General features: G+C 69.0%; 19 protein-coding genes, 1 pseudogene and 1 riboswitch. Of the genes and pseudogenes, 14 read left to right on the forward strand and 6 right to left on the reverse strand.

Going from position 1 to position 21952, the window contains the following annotated elements:
- The first annotated feature begins 190 nt into the window (after positions 1-190).
- The 10 genes from ACFYY7_RS37545 (at position 191) to ACFYY7_RS37590 (ending at position 10148) form a co-directional block, all read left to right on the forward strand.
- The gene (locus tag ACFYY7_RS37545; RefSeq protein WP_351264670.1) at positions 191-799 is read left to right on the forward strand and encodes a CDP-alcohol phosphatidyltransferase family protein; all 609 of its coding nucleotides are present in this window, start codon (positions 191-193) and stop codon (positions 797-799) included.
- A gap of 113 nt (positions 800-912) precedes the next feature.
- Positions 913-3408: a sugar phosphate nucleotidyltransferase gene (locus tag ACFYY7_RS37550; protein WP_388668437.1), complete on the forward strand. Its 2496-nt coding sequence runs from the start codon at positions 913-915 to the stop codon at positions 3406-3408.
- A gap of 98 nt (positions 3409-3506) precedes the next feature.
- Positions 3507-4430, forward strand: coding sequence for a DUF881 domain-containing protein (locus ACFYY7_RS37555; RefSeq protein ID WP_266735551.1), 924 nt, complete (start codon positions 3507-3509; stop codon positions 4428-4430).
- Positions 4427-4759, forward strand: a complete 333-nt coding sequence (locus tag ACFYY7_RS37560; RefSeq protein ID WP_003970459.1) for a small basic family protein — start codon at positions 4427-4429, stop codon at positions 4757-4759. Before ACFYY7_RS37555 ends, ACFYY7_RS37560 begins: the two co-directional genes overlap by 4 nt.
- Positions 4760-4764: 5 nt before the next feature.
- The gene (locus tag ACFYY7_RS37565) at positions 4765-5553 is read left to right on the forward strand and encodes a DUF881 domain-containing protein (protein WP_388668440.1); all 789 of its coding nucleotides are present in this window, start codon (positions 4765-4767) and stop codon (positions 5551-5553) included.
- Positions 5554-5743: 190 nt separating this feature from the next.
- Positions 5744-6532 carry an FHA domain-containing protein gene (locus ACFYY7_RS37570; RefSeq protein WP_266735547.1) on the forward strand — a complete coding sequence of 263 codons (789 nt, stop codon included), beginning with the start codon at positions 5744-5746 and terminating at the stop codon, positions 6530-6532.
- Between the two features lie 17 nt (positions 6533-6549).
- Positions 6550-7293, forward strand: coding sequence for a MerR family transcriptional regulator (locus ACFYY7_RS37575; protein WP_388668443.1), 744 nt, complete (start codon positions 6550-6552; stop codon positions 7291-7293).
- A gap of 53 nt (positions 7294-7346) precedes the next feature.
- The gene (locus tag ACFYY7_RS37580; RefSeq protein WP_006123076.1) at positions 7347-7820 is read left to right on the forward strand and encodes a bifunctional nuclease family protein; all 474 of its coding nucleotides are present in this window, start codon (positions 7347-7349) and stop codon (positions 7818-7820) included.
- Between the two features lie 168 nt (positions 7821-7988).
- Positions 7989-8606 carry a MerR family transcriptional regulator gene (locus ACFYY7_RS37585; protein ID WP_266735544.1) on the forward strand — a complete coding sequence of 206 codons (618 nt, stop codon included), beginning with the start codon at positions 7989-7991 and terminating at the stop codon, positions 8604-8606.
- Between the two features lie 57 nt (positions 8607-8663).
- Complete coding sequence (locus tag ACFYY7_RS37590) at positions 8664-10148, forward strand: DNA polymerase IV (protein WP_388668446.1); 1485 nt, start codon at positions 8664-8666, stop codon at positions 10146-10148.
- Here ACFYY7_RS37590 and ACFYY7_RS37595 read toward each other — a convergent pair.
- Positions 10073-10441 (reverse strand): PRC-barrel domain-containing protein, encoded by a 369-nt coding sequence (locus ACFYY7_RS37595; protein WP_388668449.1) that lies wholly within the window; start codon positions 10439-10441, stop codon positions 10073-10075. The genes ACFYY7_RS37590 and ACFYY7_RS37595 overlap by 76 nt on opposite strands.
- 113 nt (positions 10442-10554) lie before the next feature.
- A riboswitch (glycine riboswitch) is annotated at positions 10555-10651 on the forward strand.
- 194 nt (positions 10652-10845) lie between these two features.
- Between ACFYY7_RS37595 and gcvP the strand changes: the two genes are divergently transcribed.
- Complete coding sequence (gcvP, locus tag ACFYY7_RS37600; RefSeq protein ID WP_388668452.1) at positions 10846-13731, forward strand: aminomethyl-transferring glycine dehydrogenase; 2886 nt, start codon at positions 10846-10848, stop codon at positions 13729-13731.
- An 87-nt stretch (positions 13732-13818) separates the two neighbouring features.
- On the opposite strand, the gene ACFYY7_RS37605 is transcribed toward gcvP, so the two are convergent.
- Positions 13819-14025 (reverse strand): DUF5999 family protein, encoded by a 207-nt coding sequence (locus ACFYY7_RS37605; protein ID WP_311203086.1) that lies wholly within the window; start codon positions 14023-14025, stop codon positions 13819-13821.
- Between the two features lie 319 nt (positions 14026-14344).
- Positions 14345-14938 (reverse strand): hypothetical protein, encoded by a 594-nt coding sequence (locus ACFYY7_RS37610; RefSeq protein WP_266735537.1) that lies wholly within the window; start codon positions 14936-14938, stop codon positions 14345-14347.
- Positions 14939-15420: 482 nt separating this feature from the next.
- On the opposite strand from ACFYY7_RS37610, the gene ACFYY7_RS37615 reads away from it, so the two are divergent.
- A complete protein-coding gene (locus ACFYY7_RS37615; RefSeq protein WP_388668456.1) occupies positions 15421-16926 on the forward strand; it encodes a glutamate-cysteine ligase family protein in 1506 nt (501 codons plus the stop codon).
- Between the two features lie 107 nt (positions 16927-17033).
- Here the strand turns inward: ACFYY7_RS37615 and ACFYY7_RS37620 are convergent, their stop codons facing one another.
- On the reverse strand, positions 17034-18824 hold the full coding sequence (locus ACFYY7_RS37620; protein WP_388668459.1) for a substrate-binding and VWA domain-containing protein: 1791 nt from the start codon (positions 18822-18824) through the stop codon (positions 17034-17036).
- Between the two features lie 185 nt (positions 18825-19009).
- On the opposite strand from ACFYY7_RS37620, the gene ACFYY7_RS37625 reads away from it, so the two are divergent.
- Positions 19010-19789: a CPBP family intramembrane glutamic endopeptidase gene (locus ACFYY7_RS37625; RefSeq protein ID WP_388668588.1), complete on the forward strand. Its 780-nt coding sequence runs from the start codon at positions 19010-19012 to the stop codon at positions 19787-19789.
- A 95-nt stretch (positions 19790-19884) separates the two neighbouring features.
- Here ACFYY7_RS37625 and ACFYY7_RS37630 read toward each other — a convergent pair whose 3' ends face one another.
- Positions 19885-20706, reverse strand: a complete 822-nt coding sequence (locus tag ACFYY7_RS37630; protein ID WP_388668462.1) for a PhzF family phenazine biosynthesis protein — start codon at positions 20704-20706, stop codon at positions 19885-19887.
- A gap of 106 nt (positions 20707-20812) precedes the next feature.
- On the opposite strand from ACFYY7_RS37630, the gene ACFYY7_RS37635 reads away from it, so the two are divergent.
- Positions 20813-21469 carry a maleylpyruvate isomerase N-terminal domain-containing protein gene (locus tag ACFYY7_RS37635; RefSeq protein ID WP_388668465.1) on the forward strand — a complete coding sequence of 219 codons (657 nt, stop codon included), beginning with the start codon at positions 20813-20815 and terminating at the stop codon, positions 21467-21469.
- 147 nt (positions 21470-21616) lie between these two features.
- On the opposite strand, the pseudogene ACFYY7_RS37640 reads toward ACFYY7_RS37635, so the two are convergent.
- Positions 21617-21910: pseudogene (locus ACFYY7_RS37640) on the reverse strand (hypothetical protein); the annotation flags it as partial.
- Positions 21911-21952 lie beyond the last annotated feature (42 nt).

Below are 21952 nucleotides of genomic sequence, written 5' to 3' on the forward strand. Positions count from 1 at the left end.
ACTGCAGGGGGGACCCTGTGGGAGAGTAGGACGCCGCCGAACTCCTTTTACGGGAAAGCCCCGTGTCCTTGTGGACACGGGGCTTTTCTGCGTTCACGAGGTCCTTGCCTCACCCCTGTGCATCCGCGAGCGGTGGCTGAGGGTAAGGTCAGGGGGCATCATTGGCACTTTCTTCACAGGAGGCCCCCGGGTGGAGGTCCAGGAGACTCGGGTTCAGACGGACCGGGTACTCACCATCCCCAACATCCTCAGCATGGCTCGCCTTGTCGGGGTTCCGCTCTTCCTGTGGCTGATTCTTCGCCCTGTGTTCGGCGGTCCGGAGAGCGACGGCTGGGCCCTGCTGGTGTTGATGCTCAGCGGTATCAGCGATTACCTCGACGGTAAGCTCGCCCGCCGGTGGAACCAGATCAGCAACCTCGGCCGGCTCCTGGATCCTGCTGCGGATCGCCTCTACATCCTTTCGACCCTCGTCGGCCTCACCTGGCGGGAGATCCTGCCGCTGTGGCTGACCGCAGCACTTGTCGCACGTGAGCTGATGCTCCTCGTGATGGTAGGAATCCTGCGGCGCCACGGCTATCCGCCGCCCCAGGTGAACTTCCTGGGCAAGGCTGCCACGTTCAACCTGATGTACGCGTTCCCCTTGTTGCTGCTCAGCGACGGAAGTGGTTGGCTTGCATCGCTGGCCGCTATTTTCGGATGGGCGTTCGCAGGTTGGGGTACAACGCTCTATTGGTGGGCAGGGATCCTCTACGTGGTTCAGGTCCGCCGGCTCGTCAAGGCGGATGTAGCAGCCGATTGAGCTCGTTGATGCGATGCCGTGCAGTGTGGCCGGCCCGCCGCTGATGTCCCGGATGGTGCCCCGACGGGCGAAGTCGGCTAGACCGTCGTCTCTTCAAGGAGGACGTTTCCGACATGAAGGCCGTCGTGATGGCTGGCGGCGAAGGCACACGCCTTCGCCCCATGACCTCGAGCATGCCCAAGCCGCTTCTGCCCGTCGCCAATCGGCCGATCATGGAGCACGTGCTTCGGCTGTTGAAGAGGCACGGGCTGAATGAGACCGTCGTAACGGTCCAGTTTCTCGCCTCGCTGGTCAAGAACTACTTCGGGGACGGCGAAGAGCTCGGGATGGAGCTCAGCTATGCCAACGAGGAGAAACCTCTCGGTACCGCGGGGAGCGTGAAGAATGCCGAGGAAGCGCTGAAGGACGACACCTTCCTCGTCATTTCCGGTGATGCTCTCACCGATTTCGATCTCAGCGATCTGATCGCCTTCCACAAGGAAAAGGGCGGTCTCGTCACGGTGTGTCTGACCCGTGTGCCGAATCCTCTGGAATTCGGCATCACGATTGTGGACGAGGGCGGCCAGGTCGAACGTTTCCTGGAGAAGCCCACCTGGGGTCAGGTTTTCTCGGACACCGTCAACACCGGCATCTACGTCATGGAGCCCGAGGTATTCGACTATGTCGCGGCCGACGTCTCGGTGGACTGGTCCGGCGATGTCTTCCCGCAGCTCATGAAGGAAGGCAAGCCCATCTACGGCTATGTGGCCGAGGGCTACTGGGAAGACGTGGGCACCCACGAGAGCTACGTGAAGGCACAGGCCGACGTTCTTGAACGCAAGGTCGATGTCGACATCGACGGCTTCGAGATCTCGCCCGGCGTATGGGTCGCGGAAGGCGCGGAGGTACATCCCGACGCGGTTCTGCGCGGACCTCTCTACATCGGGGACTACGCGAAGGTGGAAGCCGGAGCGGAGATTCGCGAGCACACGGTCATCGGATCGAACGTCGTCGTCAAGAGCGGCGCATTCCTGCACAAGGCCGTGGTGCACGACAACGTCTACATCGGTCAGCACAGCAATTTGCGCGGTTGCGTGATCGGCAAGAACACCGACGTCATGCGGGCGGCCCGCATCGAGGACGGCGCGGTCATCGGGGACGAATGCCTGATCGGTGAGGAGTCGATCATCCAAGGCAATGTCCGCGTCTACCCGTTCAAGACCATCGAGGCCGGCGCCTTCGTCAACACCTCGGTCATCTGGGAATCGCGCGGACAGGCTCATCTCTTCGGCGCCCGCGGTGTGTCCGGGATCCTGAACGTCGAGATCACCCCGGAACTGGCCGTCCGGCTCGCCGGCGCCTATGCCACGACCCTGAAGAAGGGCTCGACGGTCACCACCGCACGTGACCACTCCCGCGGTGCCCGTGCCCTGAAGCGAGCGGTGATCTCGGCCCTTCAGGCCAGCGCCATCGACGTCCGGGACCTGGAGAACGTACCGCTGCCCGTCGCGCGCCAGCAGACCGCCCGGGGCAGCGCCGGCGGGATCATGATCCGTACGTCTCCCGGCGTGCCCGACTCGGTCGACATCATGTTCATCGACGAGCGCGGAGCGGACCTGTCACAGGCGAGGCAGCGGAAGCTGGACCGGGTCTACGCACGTCAGGAATACCGCCGTGCCTTCCCGGGCGAGATCGGCGATCTGCACTTCCCGTCCAGCGTCTTCGACTCGTACACCGGGGCGCTGCTGCGGAACGTGGACACCGCGGGGATTGCCGATGCGGGTCTCAAGGTGGTCGTCGACGCGTCCAACGGGAGTGCCGGGCTCGTGCTGCCCAGCCTGCTGGGACGCCTCGGTGTCGACGCGCTGACCATCAATCCCGGCCTCGACGAATCGCGACCCACCGAGTCCGCCGAGACCCGACGCTCGGGACTCGTACGGCTCGGCGAGATCGTCTCCTCGGCGCGGGCCGCGTTCGGCGTGCGGTTCGACCCGGTCGGCGAGCGGCTCTCCCTGGTCGACGAGCGGGGCAGGATCGTCGAGGACGACCGGGCGCTCCTCGTGCTGCTCGACCTCGTGGCAGCCGAGCGGCGCAGCGGGCGGGTGGCGTTGCCGGTCACCACGACACGCGTCGCCGAGCAGGTCGCGGCGTACCACGGCACGCAGGTCGAATGGACGACGACATCGCCCGACGACCTGACCCGCGTGGCACGTGAGGAAGGCACCATCTTCGGTGGAGACGGGCGCGGGGGCTTCGTCGTTCCCGAATTCAGCAGCGTCTTCGACGGATCGGCTGCGTTCGTCCGGCTCCTCGGCCTGGTGGCCAGGACCCAGCTCACCCTGAGCCAGATCGATGCCCGCATCCCCCGTGCCCATGTCCTGCGCCGTGATCTCGCCACCCCCTGGGCAGTCAAGGGGCTGGTCATGCGGAGGGTCGTGGAGGCCGCCGGTGACCGCAGCGTCGATACGACGGACGGGGTGCGGGTGGTCGAGGCCGACGGGCGGTGGGTGATGGTGCTGCCGGACCCGGCCGAAGCGGTCACCCATCTGTGGGCCGAAGGTCCGGACGACGCCTCCGCGCAGGCGCTGCTGGACGAATGGGCGGCAGTAGTGGACAGCGCAGGTCAGTGACGGTTCTCCCGGTGTGTCCGGTGGCGCCAGGCGGCGTCAGCGGGCACACCGGTGGGGCCATTCGGCGCTAGCCGTGGCGACGTGCGACGATGTGCGGCATGTCGCAGCAGCCCCCCGATCGGAGTACCGCCTCGCCTCCCGCGCGTCCCGATGCGTCCATGTCGCTGCTGACCAATGTGATGGACCACAGCCTGGACGACGGATACGCCGAGGCCTCGGCGCGTCGCAAGGCCGACGGGACCGCGGGCCTGCCCCGTACGCTCAAGTCGAAACTCGGCCTCGCCGCTTGCCTGGTGCTGGCCGCCCTCGTCGTCACGCTCGGGGCCGCGGAGGCGCGCGTCTCCGCGCCGGTCCTCGCCAAGGAGCGCCAGGAGCTGATCGACCGCATCGACGACGAGACGGCGGCGGCCGACGACCTCGAGTCGCAGGTGGACGAACTCCGGGACGACGTGGGCCGGCGCCAGCGCAAGGCGCTGGAGAAGCACGGTGGGGACCAGGGGGAACGAGTGGCACTCCTCGCCGGAGCGACCCCCGTGGAGGGGCCCGGCGTGAAGCTCGTCATCGACGACGCCAAGGACACCGACCAGGGCGGCGGCGGACCGCGGGAGACCAGTGGATTCGCCGACACCGGGCGGGTCCGCGACCGGGACCTCCAGCGGGTCGTCAACGGCCTGTGGCAGTCCGGTGCCGAGGCGATCGCGATCAACGGGCAGCGTCTGACAGCCCTGTCGGCGATCCGTGCGGCGGGCGACGCCATACTGGTCGACAACAGGCCGCTCGTCCCGCCCTACACGGTGCTGGCGGTGGGGAACGGGAAGCAACTCGGCACCGCGTTCCAGGACAGTGCGGACGGCCAGTATCTTCAGGCGCTCAAGGACACCTTCGACGTCCGGACGAGCCTGTCCGTGCAGCAGAAGGTGAGCCTTCCGGTCGCGCCGAGCCTGATCGTACGTACAGCAGAGCCTTACAAGGCCGCAGACACCGGCAGTGGTGCGGCAGACACAGGGAAGGGCACATCGTGATCGCCGTACTGGGCCTCGTCGTGGGAGTCGTGGTCGGACTGTTGGTCCGGCCCGAGGTGCCGGCGGTGGTCGAGCCCTATCTCCCGATCGCCGTCGTGGCTGCCCTCGACGCAGTCTTCGGCGGTCTGCGCGCCATGCTCGACGGGATCTTTGTCGACAAGGTGTTCGTCGTGTCGTTCCTTTCGAACGTCGTGGTGGCCGCGCTGATCGTGTTCCTGGGCGACAAGCTGGGCGTCGGTGCGCAGCTGTCCACCGGTGTGGTGGTCGTGCTCGGGATCCGGATCTTCTCCAACGCCGCGGCCATCCGCCGGCACGTCTTCCGGGCCTGAGGCCGATGAGCAACGAAGAACTTCCCGAGGGGACGGAGCACGCCGCAGAGCCTGCGGCGGGCTCAGCCAACGAGCTCACCGGTCGTCAGCGGCTGATCGCCGGACTCTGGCCGCCGCGGGTGACGCGGGCCCAACTCATCGTCGCGCTACTGCTGTTCGTCCTCGGTCTCGGCCTGGCCATTCAGGTGCGGTCCAACAGCGACAACAGTGCGCTGCGGGGCGCCCGGCAGGAGGACCTGGTCAGGATCCTCGACGAGCTGGACGACCGGACCCAGCGCCTGGAGGACGAGAAGCAGCGGCTGGACGCTCAGCGCACGGAGCTGGAGAACAGCTCCGACCAGGCCGAGGAGGCGCGTAAGCAGACGGTGGAGAAGGAGCGGCAACTCGGCGTGCTCGCGGGCACCGTGGCGGCACACGGGCCCGGGATCACGCTGACCGTCAACGACCCCGGGAACGGGGTGAAGGCGGACATGCTGCTCGACGCGCTCCAGGAGCTGCGGGCGGCGGGCGCCGAGGCGATCGAGGTCAACGGGGTGCGCGTGGTGGCCAACACGTACTTCTCCGGTGACGGCGGCAACGTCAGGGTTGACGACCGCAAGATCACCGCGCCGTACGTCTTCGAGGTGATCGGCAAGCCCCAGGATCTGGAGCCGGCGCTGAACATTCCCGGCGGCGTGGTGCAGACGCTGGAGAAGGAGCAGGCCACCGTGCAGGTGGAGCAGGCCGACGACATCGTCGTGGACGCCTTGCGACCGGCGAAGCAGCCTGACTACGCTCGGTCGTCGTCCCCGTGAGGCGGCGGTGCGGAAGGGGCGGAGGAGACGGGCGCAAGGTTGCGGGGGGTCGCCGCATCGTATTGGTGGTGCGTGGTGGAAACTGTCGAGTGGATACGGACGTTGTGAGGATGTCCGGGTCGGCAGGTGTGTTCATTCAGGGTTCGTCCTGCCCCACGGGCGGGTCTATTTCGGTCAAGGGGAATCGCCCGTGAAGTTGTTTGGGAAGTTGTTCGGCAAGAGCGCTCGCGACGAGGCCGCCCGCCATCGCGCGCCGCGCCATGGCCAGGCGGAGGAGCAGGGCACGGAGCGCCCGCTCTTCCGTGATCAGGTGTCGGGTACGGGCAGTGACAATTCGGGAGTATCCGGCGCGTCGTCTGTTGACCCTGCCGGTCCCGGCCGCATAGGTTTCGGGGAATCGTCGACCTCGAGTTCGGGTGGAGAGTTCGCCCCCAGGCAGGAGGGTTCGTCCATGCCGGTCTGTACGAGGTGCGGGCATCGCAATGCCGAGGCCAGCCGTTTCTGCTCCAACTGCGGTGCTCCGCTGAGGGGCGGGGTTCCCGAGCGTGCCTCGGAGACGACGTCGACCATCTCCATCTCCGGTCTCGAGGCGTACGAGGCGGAGGCCACCGGGCAGACGGCTGTGCCGTCGCTCTCGCCCGAGGCTCAGGCCGCCGTGGATGCCCTTCCGCTCGGCTCGGCGCTCCTGGTGGTGCGTCGTGGTCCGAACTCCGGCAGCCGTTTCCTGCTGGACGGTGAGCTGACCACGGCCGGCCGCCACCCGCAGAGCGACATTTTCCTCGACGACGTGACGGTGTCGCGTCGGCACGTGGAGTTCCGCAGGAGCCCCGACGGCAGCTTCACGGTCGGGGACGTGGGCAGCCTCAACGGCACCTACGTCAACCGTGAGCGCATCGACTCCGTCGCCCTGTCCAATGGCGACGAAGTCCAGATCGGTAAGTACCGGCTGGTCTTCTACGCGAGCCAGCGCGGTATCTGACCCGTCAGGGAAGGTCCATGCTGAGAACACCGACGGGCGGTGCCGTGAGCGGCACCGCCTCCGCCGACGACCGCCCGATGAGCATCGGCACGGTGCTCCTGCGGCTGCGGGACGAGTTCCCCGAGGTCACGATCTCCAAGATTCGCTTCCTGGAGGCCGAAGGGCTCGTCGAGCCGCAGCGGACCCCTTCCGGCTATCGCAAGTTCCGCGGCGCCGATGTGGAGCGGCTGGCGCAGGTGCTGCGCATGCAGCGGGACCACTACCTCCCGCTGAAGGTCATCCGCGAGCATCTGGATGCCCTCGCCCGTGGTGAACAGGCCGCCCTGCCTTCCGGGGGCGGCCCGCGGGACCTGACCGGCGGCGGCTGGGACGCGGAGCCGGGACGGGCCACCGCGGCCCGGATCGGCCGTGCGGAGCTGCTGGCGGCCGCCGAGGTCACCGAGAGCGACCTCGACGAGTGGGAGTCGTACGGACTGGTGGTTCCGACCGCCGAGGGCGGTTACGACGCCGAGATGGTGACCGTGGCCAGGCTTGTGGCGGATCTGGGCAGGTTCGGTCTGGAGCCGCGTCACCTGCGTGCCATGCGGGCCGCTGCGGATCGCGAGGTCGGGCTCATCGAGCAGGTGGTCGCACCCCTGCGGAGGCACCGGAATCCGCAGACCAGAGCCCATGCGGAGGCCACTGCGAAAGAACTCGCGGAGCTGTCCGTGAGGCTTCATTCGGCCCTGGTACAGAGCGCCCTGCACATCCGGCTCCACTGATCGCCAGGCTGCCCGACTACCCAAACCTGCCGGGCACGTCCTAGGGTTGCTGTGTGAACGAGCTCGACGTTGTGGGTGTCCGGGTGGAAATGCCCTCGAACCAACCGATCGTGCTCCTGCGTGAAGTGGGAGGCGACCGGTACCTCCCCATTTGGATCGGTCCTGGTGAGGCGACCGCGATCGCCTTCGCCCAGCAGGGCATGGCTCCGGCCAGGCCGCTGACCCATGATCTCTTCAAGGACGTGCTCGAGGCCGTCGGCCAGGAGCTCACCGAGGTCCGCATTACGGACCTTCGGGAAGGGGTCTTCTACGCGGAGCTGGTCTTTGCCAGCGGGGTCGAGGTGAGCGCGCGGCCGTCCGACGCCATAGCGCTCGCGTTGCGCACCGGAACGCCGATCTACGGCAGTGACGGGGTGCTCGACGACGCAGGCATCGCCATCCCGGACGAACAGGAGGATGAGGTGGAGAAATTCCGCGAGTTCCTCGATCAGATCTCCCCGGAGGATTTCGGCACCAACAGTCAGTGACCGTTCTTCGGGGTCGCCGTCAGCGCATCCGGCAAGCCTTTCCCGCTCGAGAGACACGGGAAACCACCCTCAGGGTGATTATCACTCGGCGTGCCGAGTGTGGCGATCGTTGACGCACCCCGAGTGACTGCCTACCTTCGAGATGGCAGGTCAAGGACGGAGGTCGGCGTGAGAAGCAGCGGCGACGGTACGGCAGCGGGTGGGCCGTATCCGCAGCAGGGGAGTACAGCCGACCACACCATCGTGCAACCGGTTCAACCGGCGGCGGTGGCGGGGGACGGAGTGGCTTCGGCCAACGACATCGGATACCGCGGGCCGACCGCCTGCGCGGCGGCCGGGATCACCTACCGGCAGCTCGACTACTGGGCGCGCACGGGGCTGGTGGAGCCGAGCGTGCGTCCGGCGTACGGTTCCGGCACACAGAGGCTCTACAGCTTCCGGGACGTAGTCCTGCTGAAGATCGTGAAGCGCTTCCTGGACACCGGCGTGGCACTCCAGAACATCCGCACCACGGTGCAGCATCTGCGGGCCCGCGGGTTCCAGGACCTCGAGCGGATGACGCTGATGAGCGATGGGGCGACGGTCTATGAGTGCTCCTCGCCCGACGAGGTCGTCAGCCTGCTCCAGGGTGGCCAGGGGGTCTTCGGGATTGCGGTCGGTGTGGTGTGGCAGGACGTCGACGCCGCGCTCTCGCAGCTGCACGGCGAGCGGGTGGACACCGGCGAGACCCTTATCGGGAACAACCCCACCGACGAGCTCGCGCGGCGGCGCAACCGCGCCGGCTGACGCGGCCCGCGGTCCGGGCGCGGCGATTGTCAGTGCCGTAGGGCAGCATCGATTGATGTGAGAGCCGCGCCCACCATCCTGCATCTGGACATGGATGCCTTCTACGCCTCCGCCGAGCAGGCGGCAAAGCCCAGCCTGCGCGGCAAGCCGGTCGTGGTGGGCGGGCTCGGGCCGCGCGGAGTCGTCGCCACCGCGTCGTACGAGGCCCGTCGCTTCGGGGTGCACTCGGCGATGCCCACGGCGCAGGCGCGGCGGCTGGCGCCCAACGCGGCCTATCTGGTGCCCCGCTTCCAGCTGTACCGGACCGTGAGCGACCAGGTGATGGAGCTGCTCGCCCGGCTCTCGCCGCTGGTGGAGCCGCTCAGCCTGGACGAGGCCTTCGTGGACCTGGAGGCAGGGGGGACGGCCGACGACGCGGCTTCGGCGCGGGAGATCGGTGAGCAGCTGCGCACGGCCATCAAGGCGGTCACCGGGCTCACCGGCTCGGTCGGGCTCGCCGGTTCCAAGATGCTGGCCAAGATCGCTTCGGAGGAGGCGAAGCCGGACGGCCTGCTGCTCATAGAGCCGGGCACGGAGCGGGCGCTGCTCGCACCCATGTCGGTGCGGATTCTCCCCGGGGTCGGGCCGGCGACGGCGGATCATCTGCGCCGTGCGGGGATGACGACGGTCGACGACCTGGTCGAGGCGGGCGAGGACGAGCTCGTACGCCTGCTGGGGAAGGCGCACGGCGGCTCGCTGCACCACATGGCGTTGGGGTACGACGACCGGCCGGTGGTCGCGGAGCGGGACGCCAAATCGGTGTCCGTCGAGGACACCTTCGACGCCGACCTGCACGACCGGGTGCGGATCAGGACGGAGGTCGAGCGGCTGGCCGACCGGTGCGTCCAGCGCTTGCGGGGCGCGGGGCGGTCCGGGCGCACGGTGGTGCTGAAGGTGCGCCGGTACGACTTCTCGACGCTCACGCGGTCCGAGACGCTCCGTGGGCCCACGGACGACCCCACGGTGGTCCGTGAGGCCGCCGCACGGCTCCTGGAGGCCGTTGACACCACCGGAGGTGTCCGGCTCCTGGGAGTGGGCGTGACGGGGCTCGCCGACTACACCCAGGAGGATCTCTTCGCCCAGGCCGCCGGTGAGCGGTCCGCGGCCGAGGAAGCCGCCGGTCAATCGGCCGAGGAATCGGCGGAGGGGACGGTACCGGCGGGGGACGACGGGGACGAGCCGCCGGGCGGTCCCCGGGCGCAGGCCCCGGAGACCGCCGAGCAGCGCGCAGCCCGGCGCTGGCCCGCCGGACACGACGTACACCACGGGACGTACGGCCATGGCTGGGTGCAGGGCAGTGGCGTCGGCCGGGTGACGGTGCGGTTCGAGGAGCCCGGGTCGGCGCCCGGCCGGGTGCGTACGTTCCGGATCGACGACCCGGAGCTGCGGCCCGCCGATCCACTGCCGTTGGTGAGGGATCCGGTGGACTACTCGTCCTGGCCGGCCAGCCTGCCGAAGTCCTTGTCCGGACCGATCTCCTCGGGCGGGGAGTCCAGACCGTAGTGCCGGTAGAGCTGGAGCTCCTGTTCCGGCGAGAGATGACGGCCGACACCGAAGTCCGGTGCGTCCTTGATGAGCGCACGGTCGAAGGGGATGCGGAGCGTGTCCTCCACGAATTCGCTGGGTTCCAGCGGGACGAACGCGTCCCGGCTGAAGAGTCCGGTACGTACGGCTGCCCACTCGGGCACACCGGTCGCGTCGTCGAGATACACCTCGTCCACGGTCCCGATCTTGGTGCCCTTGCGGTCGAACGCCTTGCGGCCGATCAGGCGGCGCGGATCGATGTCGGTCTGCACGGTCCCTCCCACTGGTCGCGGCTACTCCACAAGCACTACAAAAAGGCAGATCCGGGTGGTTGGCCACTCGAGAAATCAGCCACGAACCCCGCTGGTAGGCTGGTGCTGGCTGCTGACCCCGTGCGGGAGAGTCCTCCGGAGTTGATCCGAAGGCGCCGAAGGAGCAAATCCTCCCCGGAATCTCTCAGGCCCCCGTACCGCACGGACGAGGTCACTCTGGAAAGCAGGGCGGGTTTCGTGCGGCCGAGTGCCGGTGCGATTCCCTTCCTCACCGACGGTGAAAGCCGGTACGCCGCAAGGCGCGCCGGTGAAGCTCTCAGGTTGAGATGACAGAGGGGGAGGCCGTTCGGGCACCCGCGCCGTGGTGCCCCTCGCAGGTCGTGACAGACCAGGAGGCCTCCACCATGACCCCCCGTCGCACTCCGCTCTCCCAGCTGGAGCAGGGCATTCCGTTCGAGCAGCGCCACATCGGTCCCGATGACGAGGCGCAGTCGAAGATGCTCGCCCAGGTCGGTTACGGCTCGCTGGACGAACTCACTGCCGCCGCGGTGCCCGATGTGATCAAGAGCGCCGAGGCGCTCGCACTGCCGTCCGCTCGCACCGAGGCCGAGGTTCTCGCCGAGCTGCGCGAGCTCGCGGACCGCAACCAGGTGCTGGCCCCGATGATCGGGCTCGGCTACTACGGCACCTTCACCCCGCCGGTGATCCTGCGCAACGTCATGGAGAACCCCGCCTGGTACACGGCCTACACCCCGTACCAGCCGGAGATCTCGCAGGGCCGCCTGGAGGCGCTGCTCAACTTCCAGACCATGGTCGCCGAGCTGACCGGGCTGCCCACCTCCGGCGCCTCGCTGCTCGACGAGGGCACCGCGGCCGCCGAGGCCATGGCGCTCTCCCGGCGCGTCGGCAAGGTGAAGGACGGCGTCTTCCTGGTCGACGCCGACGCCCTGCCGCAGACGGTCGCGGTCATAGAGACCCGCGCCGAGCCGACCGGCGTCGAGGTCGTCGTCGCCGACCTGTCCGAGGGCATCCCGGCGGAGCTCGCCGAGCGCGGTGTCTTCGGCGTGCTGGTGCAGTACCCGGGCGCCTCCGGAGCGGTCCGGGACATCAAGCCCGTCATCGATCAGGCCCACGAGCTGGGCGCGATCGTCACGGTCGCCGCCGACCTGCTCGCCCTGACCCTGCTCACCTCGCCCGGTGACCTGGGCGCGGACATCGCGGTCGGCACCACGCAGCGCTTCGGCGTGCCGATGGGCTTCGGCGGACCGCACGCAGGATTCATGGCCGTGCGCGAGAAGTTCGCCCGCAGCCTTCCGGGCCGCCTCGTCGGTGTCTCCGTCGACGCGGACGGCAACAAGGCCTACCGGCTGGCCCTGCAGACCCGCGAGCAGCACATCCGCCGCGAGAAGGCCACCAGCAACATCTGTACCGCCCAGGTGCTGCTCGCCGTGATGGCCGGAATGTACGCGGTGTACCACGGCCCGGACGGGCTGCGGACGATCGCCCGGCGCACCCACCGCTACGCGACGATCCTGGCCGAGGGCCTGCGCGCCGCCGGGGTCGACGTCGTGACCGGCGCCTTCTTCGACACCCTCACCGTGCGCGTCCCGGGCAAGGCGGCGGAGACCGTCGCCGCCGCCAGTGAGCACGGGGTCAACCTGCGGCTCGTCGACGCCGACCTGGTCTCCGTCGCCTGCGACGAGACCACCACGCGTACGCAGATCGCCGCCGTCTGGGCCGCCTTCGGCGCCGACGGGGACATCGAGGCGCTGGACGCCACCGTCGGCGACACGCTGCCCGAGGCGCTGCTGCGCAGCGACGAGATCCTCACCCACCCGGTCTTCCACCAGCACCGCTCCGAGACCGCGATGCTGCGCTACCTGCGCAAGCTCGCCGACCGGGACTACGCGCTGGACCGCGGCATGATCCCGCTCGGCTCCTGCACCATGAAGCTGAACGCGACCACCGAGATGGAGCCGATCACCTGGCCCGAGTTCGGCGCGCTGCACCCCTTCGCACCGGCCGAGCAGGCCCAGGGCTTCCTCACCCTCATCCGCGAGCTGGAGGAGCGCCTCGCCGAGGTCACCGGCTACGACGCGGTCTCCATCCAGCCGAACGCGGGATCGCAGGGCGAGTTCGCGGGCCTGCTGGCCGTACGCGCGTACCACCGGGCCAACGGTGACGACCAGCGCACCGTCTGCCTCATCCCGTCCTCCGCGCACGGCACCAACGCGGCCAGCGCCGTCATGGCCGGCATGAAGGTCGTCGTGGTGAAGACCGCCGACGACGGCGAGGTGGACGTCGAGGACCTCCGCGCCAAGATCGAGAAGCACCGCGACGAGCTCGCCGTACTCATGATCACGTACCCGTCGACGCACGGTGTGTTCGAGGAGCACGTCGCCGACATCTGCGCCGAGGTGCACGACGCCGGCGGTCAGGTGTACGTCGACGGCGCCAACCTCAACGCGCTGGTGGGCCTCGCGAAGCCGGGCCGCTTCGGCGGCGACGTCTCGCACCTGAACCTGCACAAGACCTTCTGCATCCCGCACGGCGGCGGCGGCCCCGGCGTCGGCCCGGTCGGGGTGCGCGCGCACCTCGCGCCGTACCTGCCGAACCACCCGCTGCAGCCCGCCGCGGGCCCGGAGACCGGGGTCGGACCGATCTCGGCCGCTCCGTGGGGCTCGGCCGGCATCCTGCCCATTTCCTGGGCGTACGTACGGCTGATGGGCGGGGAGGGCCTGAAGCGGGCCACGCAGGTTGCCGTGCTCGCGGCCAACTACATCGCCAAGCGTCTGGAGCCGCACTACCCGATCCTGTACAACGGCCCGGCCGGTCTGGTCGCGCACGAGTGCATCGTGGACCTGCGGCCGATCTCCAAGGCCACCGGCGTCAGCGTCGACGACATCGCCAAGCGTCTGATCGACTACGGCTTCCACTCGCCGACCATGTCGTTCCCGGTCGCAGGGACGCTGATGATCGAGCCGACCGAGAGCGAGAACCTTGCGGAGCTCGACCGGTTCTGCGACACGATGATCGCCATTCGCGGCGAGGTCGAGAAGGTGGCCTCCGGTGAGTGGAGCGCGGACGACAACCCGCTGCACAACGCTCCGCACACCGCGGCGATGCTGGGTGGGGAGTGGAAGCACGGGTACAGCCGTGAGGTGGCGGTCTTCCCGGCCGGCGTCTCGGCCGCCGACAAGTACTGGCCGCCGGTGCGCCGGATCGACGGCGCCTTCGGCGACCGCAACCTCGTCTGCTCCTGCCCGCCGCTGGACGAGTACGACAACTGAGTCATGAGCGCGGGGGAGTGACGCGGGCATGCGTCGGGGCCGGTTCGGAGAATTCTCCGGGCCGGCCCCAGCTCGTACCGGCCGCGGTCAGGCGGCCCTCATCACCCGGTCGGTCCCCAGGGGCCGGTGCGGAGCGATGATCTGACCGTCGGGGAGCAGCTCACCGGTGTCCTCGAAGAGCAGGACTCCGTTGCACAGCAGGCTCCAGCCCTGCTCCGGGTGGTGGGCCGTCAGGCGGGCGGCTTCCCGGTCGGCTGAATCGGCGGTCGGGCATGGTGGCTGGTGCTGGCACATGGCTGGGTTCTTTCGCTGCGTTGTAGTGAATGTCCTGCGGCTGGATGAGGTGTTCATGGCCGCCCCCCGTATCGATCGGTCCGGTCCCAGTGTTGCCCCACGGGCGTCATTCCGCAGGGATTTCGCAGCAGCACTTGTCCTTACTCGAAGGACGCGTCACCCACGCGGACGGTTCACCGCAACTGCACTGTCACTTCGGGTGGTTCGGGGTGGCCGGACCGGGCTAGTCCGGTCGGGCACCGAAGTGCGCCCCCTCAGCGCTGTGCCCCGCCACCAGGGACGGTGGCGGGGCACAGCGTTCTCGTACGGGGTCCGGTCCTCAGGCCGGTGATCCGAGCAGGGGGCCGGGGCCGGGGGTGATGCGCAGCGTCATCACGCGCAGCAGATCGGCGACACGGTGCGGGCGATGGGCCGCGATGCCCGGCGGGGCGGGAGCCAGCGGGACCAGTAGATCGGCGGGGGCGAGCGCCCCGCCGGCGGCGTCGGCCTCGGCGTCGCCGTGCAGCCACAGAGCGAGCATGTAGAGCTCCGGAATGGACAGCAGCCGTGGCTGGTAGTGACTGGTCACCGTTTCGGCCTGGCGCAGGGCGAGTTCGGTCGAGGCGATGTAGGGGCCCTCGAAGAAGTGCGAGAAGGTCCAGCCGTCCGGAGTGAGCATGGTGTCCGCCGCGGCGACGGGCTGCTCCGAGCCGCGGATCAGGAACCGCCACCCGGCCAGCCTGGTGGCGGGAGCGAGTCCGCCCGGCCCGATCCGGTCCAGTACATGGACGGGGAGCGGGAGTTCGGGGCTCAGCGGTCCCTCGGCGGATCGGAGGGCTGGGGTGCGGGCCTCACGGACTGCGGTGGGTGAACCGAGTGCCGCGAGAACGCTGCGCAGAGCGGGCGCGGGAGCCGGGGGAACATGCAGCGGCATAGTGGGTCGCCTCTCACTTCGGAGACACGGTGGTGCGTGGGCGGGTGCAGACGGCGCTGTCGGCATGCGGGGCCAGAGGAGGCCGGTGACTGGGCCGGTGCGTCAACTCTCTGCCTCGTCCGCGGAGTTTATACGACACGTGTTCACGCGGTGATTCCACTAGCCGTCGCAGGTATTGCCGACAAGGCGGTATCGAGACTTTATTATGCGGAGAATCTGCTGATTTTGCGTCAGCGGCGCAGCCGCCGCCTGGGATTTTTCCCCGGGCGTGGACGGCTGAAACGCGACCGTGTATTCAGCGTGCGCCGGGCGGGGAAACCGGTGCTGCACCATGCCCATGGAATGTGCCCCGGGCGGGCGCACTCAGATTACTGGGTCCGCGGCGTTCGCGGGGGCGTTATGGATCACCCGGCCTGGGCATTATCGATCGTGACGCGAGCGGCCTGGGCCGCGGGCCGCCCACTTGAGGGAGGGACGCTCCGATGGGGGAGAAGGTCGTGGCGGGCGCCTTTGACCTGTCCGATCGGCAGGGGTACCGGAGGAAGCTCCACCAGTGCCTGGAGGGGCTGGAGCGGCTGTTGGAGGAGCGGAGGTTCGACCGGCCGCGCAACCTCATGGGCGTGGAGATCGAGCTGAATCTCGCGGGCGCCGACGGCATGCCGAAGATGATGAATGGGGAGGTCCTCCCGCGCATCGCGAGCCGTGATTTCCAGATGGAACTCGGGATGTTCAATTTGGAGGTGAACATAGTCCCGCACCGCCTGGACGGGCAGGTTTTCGACCAGTTGGCCGAAGAGCTCAGGACCGGGCTCGGATATGCCCACCGGAAGGCGGGCGAGGTCGACGCGGGGATCATGATGATCGGTATTCTGCCCACCCTGCGCCGCGAGGACCTCGTCGCGGCGAACCTCTCGAACGCGGACCGCTACACACTGCTCAACGATCAAATCGTGGCCGCCCGGGGCGAGGATTTCTCCCTCGATATCCAGGGCGTGGAGCGATTGGTGTCCACCTCCGCCTCGATCACCCCGGAGGCCGCCTGCACCTCGGTCCAGCTCCACCTGCAGGTGACACCGGCGCGATTCGCGGCCGTGTGGAACGCCGCCCAGGCCGTCGCCGGGGTCCAGATCGCACTGGGCGCCAACTCGCCGTTCCTGTTCGGCAGGGAGCTGTGGCGGGAGTCGCGGCCTCCGCTCTTCCAGCAGGCCACCGACACCAGGCCGCCCGAACTCCGGAACCAGGGAGTGCGGCCCAGGACCTGGTTCGGTGAACGGTGGATCGGCTCTGCGTACGAGCTCTTCGAGGAGAACCTGCGCTACTTCCCGCCGCTGCTCCCGATCTGCGACGAGGAGGAGCCGCTGCGGGTCCTGGACGAGGGCGGGGTGCCGCGGTTGCAGGAACTGGTGCTCCACAACGGCACGGTCTACCGCTGGAACCGGCCCGTGTACGGGCTGGTCGACGGCGTACCCCATCTGCGGGTGGAGAACCGGGTCCTGCCCGCGGGACCCACGGTCACCGATCTGATCGCCAACGCGGCCCTGTACTACGGGCTCGTGCGGGCGCTTGCCGAGGAACACCGTCCGGTGTGGACGCGGCTGCCGTTCGCCGCGGCGGAGGAGAACTTCGACACCGCGTGCCGGCTGGGCATCGACGCGGAGCTGACCTGGCCGCGTCCCGGCCGCGCGGGCGGGCTCACCCGGGTGCCCGCCGTCAAGCTGGTACGGGACGAGCTGCTGCCGCTGGCCGCGGCGGGGCTCGATGCCTGGAACATCGAGCCCGCTGACCGCGACCGCTACCTCGGTGTGATCGAGGAGCGCTGCAAACGACGGGTGAACGGGGCGTCCTGGCAGGCGGACACCTACCACCGGGCACGGGAGGCAGGGCTCGACCGGCACGCGGCGCTGGCCGCGACAACCCGGCGGTACGCCGAGCTGATGCACAGCGGGGAGCCCGTGCACAGCTGGCCGACGGGTGCTCCCAAGCCCTGACGAGGGCACCGCGGATGCCGTGGCCCGGCTCCCCGCGCGGTACGGCCGGTCGGGACCGGCCGTGTCCGGGGCCAGGGCCTGTCCGGCGGATCAGGGTCGGACAGGCCCTAGTCCTGGCCGGAGTGACCGCTCTGGCCGGCTGTCATGATGGCCTGCAGGATCACCGTCTGGATCTCGGCCGGGTCGATGACCTGGTAGCCACCGCCGCCGGTCACCTTCGCTATCTCGTTCACCTCATCGCGGTCGGCCTCGGGACCGACCGCGATGGCGAGCAGCGGCACCGGACGCTCCGGATCGGCGATCCGCCTCAGTTCCGCGATCAGTGCACTGCGGGAGATGGAGGCGCTGTCCTGGTTCGAGCCGTCTGTGAGGATCACGACCGCGTTGAACTTGCCCTTCACATAGGTCGCCTGGGCGTCCTTGTAGGCGGCGAGCATGGTGTCGTAGAGACCGGTCGCGCCGTCCGGTACGGGTTGCAGCGCCGCGAAGGCCGCGGAGAGCTTCTCGCGGTGGGTGCTGCCGCCCTTCGCCGGATCGCCCAGCCTGGTGGCCGGGACCAGTTTGCGGTAGTCCTTGTCGCCGTCGAGCCTGGTGGCGAACTCCCAGAGCCCGATCTCGTCGTTCGGGGTGAACTGGTTGAGGGCCTGGATCAGGGACGCCTTGGTGACATCCATCCGGGACTGGTTGCGTCCGGGGACGATCGTGGCCATGGACCCCGAGGCGTCGACGACCGTGGTCAGCCGGGCGCTCTGGACAGTGATCGTCCACATGCCGAGGGTCTGCTGGAGCTCCTCGGCGGTCGGTGCGGCGGCGGCCGCGGTGGCGTAGGGCTGGGGCTTCTTGCCGCCGGCCGGAGCGACCACCGACTCGCCCGCGGTGCCGTCGACGTTCCTGAAGCCGTGCTTTTCCAGCGTGGCCTGCGAGGCGGGTTCGTCCAGCAGAGTTCTGAACCGCAGCGCCGCCCGGCTCTCGGCCGTGCTCATAGTGGTCTCGTCGACCATCGTGTAGGGGTAGTTGAGCAGCGGTGTGCCGTCCTCGGGGTAGAAGAGATCGAGCTTTCCGCTGCCGGTCGACTCCGCGTTGTGGGTGAACGCCGCCTGCTCGGAGAGGGGCACCGCCTGGTTGCGTTCCGGGTTGCCCTGTTCGGCGCCCGAGTCGCTCTGTGCCAGGGTCTCCAGCACCTGGGTGTCACTGTCCGACATGCGCTGCGCGAGCAGCTTGGCGGTCTCCGCGACCCTGGTGTCGCTGTCTCCGCCCTGCTTCTCGGAGGACGCACCGATGCTGGTGAGCGCCAGCAGACCGGTGGCGCTGCGTGCGGGGTCGGCCGAGCCGAGGCGCACTTTGTCCGATTCCATGGCGGCGGCCGTCAACTCCGCCCAGGAGTACTTCTTCTTCGGCCAGCCGAGGCTCTTGGCCGCGGACGGAACCATGGCCAGGGTCACGGGGGAGGACGCGATGGAGTCGCCCGGTGTGACCGGGACGCCGTCACCGGAACCCTTGGCCCGGTCGGGCCAGAGGTCGGAGTCGGGCAGCCAGATCTGGAAGTCCGGGGTGTGGGTGCCGTCGGAGAGGGCGTCGGCAACCTTGTAGGAGTCGCGGGCGACCACCGTCACGTACAGGCAGCGACCGTCGGAACGCACCTCGTCCTTGCGCGCCTTGTCGGCGATGGCGCGAACGGCGGGGGCGATGTCCGGGGAGGCCATCATGGACAGACGTACGGCGGAGTCCTCGCAGCTCTTCGAGAACGACAACAGGCCGCCCTGCGCCGCTACGGCCGTGCCCGCCACCACCGCGAGGACGAGCGTGGTGGCGATCGCAACGGTACGCCGACGGCGTGGTGGTGATCCGTCCCCGCTTCCGTCTCCCGCGTAGTCATCGGGCAAGCTGTGACGTCCCATGTCGGTGGTGCCCCTCCTTGAGGATGAACAAGGAAAAAGGGGGACCACACCATCGGCAATGGTGGTTGTCCCCCGGCCTGTCGCGCATGATCTTCGTACCTGCATTCGAGACCCTAGCCGGAGGGGGAGCAGGATGGGGCGTGAATGCACAACTCAAGGCAGGTGTACAGGTGGAGGCGGGGCTTATGGCTGATTCTTTCTCCCGGGAGGCTTTTTCGCGACGGATCCTGCGGTCCGAAACGGTCATCGTGCTGGCTCTCTCATTGGGCGCCAGCGCGGTGTCTGCCCTGATCAGTTTTGTCGGATCGCTGACGAAACCAGGGGGTTTGAAGGATCAGGCGGCGACGCTCAACAGCTCGTACGCTCCGGGACGTCCTTGGCTGGATCTCGCCTGGCAACTCTTCGGTATCACGACGGCCCTGGTGCCCGTCGCCCTGGTCGCGCATCTGCTGCTCAGGGAGGGCACCGGTCTGCGGGCCATCGGTTTCGACCGCACCAGGCCGTGGCCGGACCTGGGGCGCGGCACGATGGTCGCGGCGGGGATCGGAAGCGCCGGCCTCGCCTTCTACCTGGTGGCCAGGGCCGCCGGATTCAATCTGACCGTGGTCCCGGAGTCACTGCCCGACGTGTGGTGGAAGTTCCCGGTCCTGATCCTGTCCGCGATCCAGAACTCCGTCGTGGAGGAAGTGATCGTCGTCGGGTATCTGCTGCGCAGACTGGGGCAGTTGGGATGGACGCCGGTGGCGGCGCTGGTCGCCAGTTCGGTACTGCGCGGCTCGTACCACCTGTATCAGGGGATCGGCGGCTTCATCGGGAACATGGTGATGGGTGTCGTCTTCGTACTGCTGTACCGGCGTTGGGGGCGGGTAGGGCCGCTGGTCGCGGCGCACGCGCTGCTGGATATCGGGGCGTTCGTCGGATACGCGCTGCTGGCGGGGAAGGTGGGCTGGTTGCCCACGCCGTGAAGGCCGTGAAGGTTGCGGGATGCGGGACGCGTGCAGGGGAGGGTGCGGGGAAGTGGTGGAGCGGTCCTCGGGACCCCGCACCCTCGTCCGAGGATTCAGAGCGATGTGAGCAGTTCACCGTCGATGACCGTCACGGCGTCGCCCGTCAGCAGAGTACGGTCGCCGCGCAAAGCGGTCCGTACCAGGCCGGAACGGGCGGAAGCCTGTAGGCCGGTCAGTTCGTCACGGCCGAGGCGGGCCGACCAGAAGGGTGCCAGGGCGGTGTGGGCGCTGCCGGTCACGGGGTCCTCGTCGATCCCGACGCGAGGGAAGAAGCCGCGCGAGACGAAGTCGTAGCCGCGGGCCGGGTCCTGCGCGGCTGCTGTGACGATGACGCCCCGCCGGGACACGTCGGCCAGCCTGGTGATATCGGGGGTCAGCCCTCGTACGGTCGCCTCGTCGGACAGTTCGACGAGCAGGTCGCCGATGTGCGGGCCGGTGTCGTGGACGGAGAGCGGTTCCGCGCCCAGGGCGGCGGCCAGCCCGGCCGGGGTGGCCTCGGGGGTCAACGGGGACGTGGGGAAGTCGAGGGTGATCGCGCCGTCCGGGCGGGCGGTCGCGGTGAGGATCCCGCAGCGGGCCGCGAAGCGCACCGTGCCGCTCGCCGTCCCGGTGGTGTGCAGGACGTGCGCGGTGGCGAGGGTGGCGTGCCCGCACATGTCGACCTCCGTGGTCGGGGTGAACCAGCGAAGCGCCCAGTCGGCCTCGCCGCCCGGAGGCAGTGGATGGGCGAAGGCGGTCTCGGAGAGGTTCACTTCCATGGCGATCCGCTGGAGGCGATCGTCGTCGGCGAAGGTGTCGGAATCCAGGACCAGGACCCCCGCCGGGTTGCCGGTGAAGGGGCGGTCGGTGAACGTGTCGACGATTCGAATCCTCATGCCGCGACCATACGTACGGTGCGGAGCCGTACGCCAAGGCCAATTCCGTGTCCTTGGACCTCTGTGGAACTGGACCGTCCTCGCCGCACCGCACTACCTTGCCGATGTGGATCTCTTCTCACGCTCCTGGACCGCGCTGCGTACGGCGGTCGCCGAACTTCCGGACGAGGACTTCGCGCGGCCGTCCGGCTGTTCCGGCTGGCTGGTGAGGGACCTGGTGTGCCATCTGGTCATCGATGCCCAGGACGTCCTGATCACCCTTGCGACGCCCGCAGGGACGGAACCGACCCGCGACGCGGTGACCTACTGGAACGTCTCGAGGACGCCGCCGACCGGCGACGATCCGCTGGATGCGCTGATCGTCCGGCTGGCCGCGGCGTACGAGGAGCCGCGCCTGCTCAAGTTCCACCTCGACGACGTCGGCTCCGCCGCCGGCCGCGCCGCCGCACTCGCCGACCCGGCTCTCCGGGTCGGCACCCGTGATGTGGTTCTCACCGCGGGCGACTACCTCCGTGCGTACGTCCTGGAGTGGACGCTGCACCACCTCGACCTCGGCGCGTACGTTCCGGGCGCGGCCGAACCGCCTGCGGAGGGGCTCGCCGGGGCGCGGGAGATGCTGGAGACCATCGCCGGGGCGGCGTTCCCCGCGTCGTTCTCCGACAAGGACGCGCTGCTGGTCGGCACGGGACGGCGTGCGCCGACCGGCGCGGAGCAGGCGGCACTGGGCGAACGGGCCGCGAAGTTCCCGCTCTTCCTCGGATGACGGTCGGGGCACATCACGCCTGAGCGGTGCGACGGCGCGGCGGCTCGGGTCCACGAGGGCCCTGTCGCCACCGGCCTACTCGGCGGTAATCTGCGGGCCCGTCCGCAGCATGGGGGAGTGGCATGGGCAGCGTCCTGGGATTCGATCCATGGTGCCGCGGATGTCCCCGGGGGCGATGACGACCATGCCGGGTGGGCCGTCGGACAGGCCGTGGACCGGTGCGTGGATGCCGCGGGCCTCCGCTTCGTCCGGATCGATCTCCTCCCACTTCCGCCACGGCGGCCCCCAGGGCTCCGGTTCCACCGCGAACGTGCCCGACTCCATGAGGACGGGGAGCTGATTCCCGTTCCCGTACGTCTGATGGGCGTGGGCCGGCAGGGCGACCTCGGACAGCGGTGCGGTCAGCGCGGCGCCGCACCCCGCACACTCGAATACGAACAAATGCCCTCCACTTGAGAAACAGGGGCATCGTCGCAGCCCGGC

It is taken from the genome of Streptomyces sp. NPDC001933, assembly GCF_042890955.1.
GTDB lineage: Bacteria > Actinomycetota > Actinomycetes > Streptomycetales > Streptomycetaceae > Streptomyces.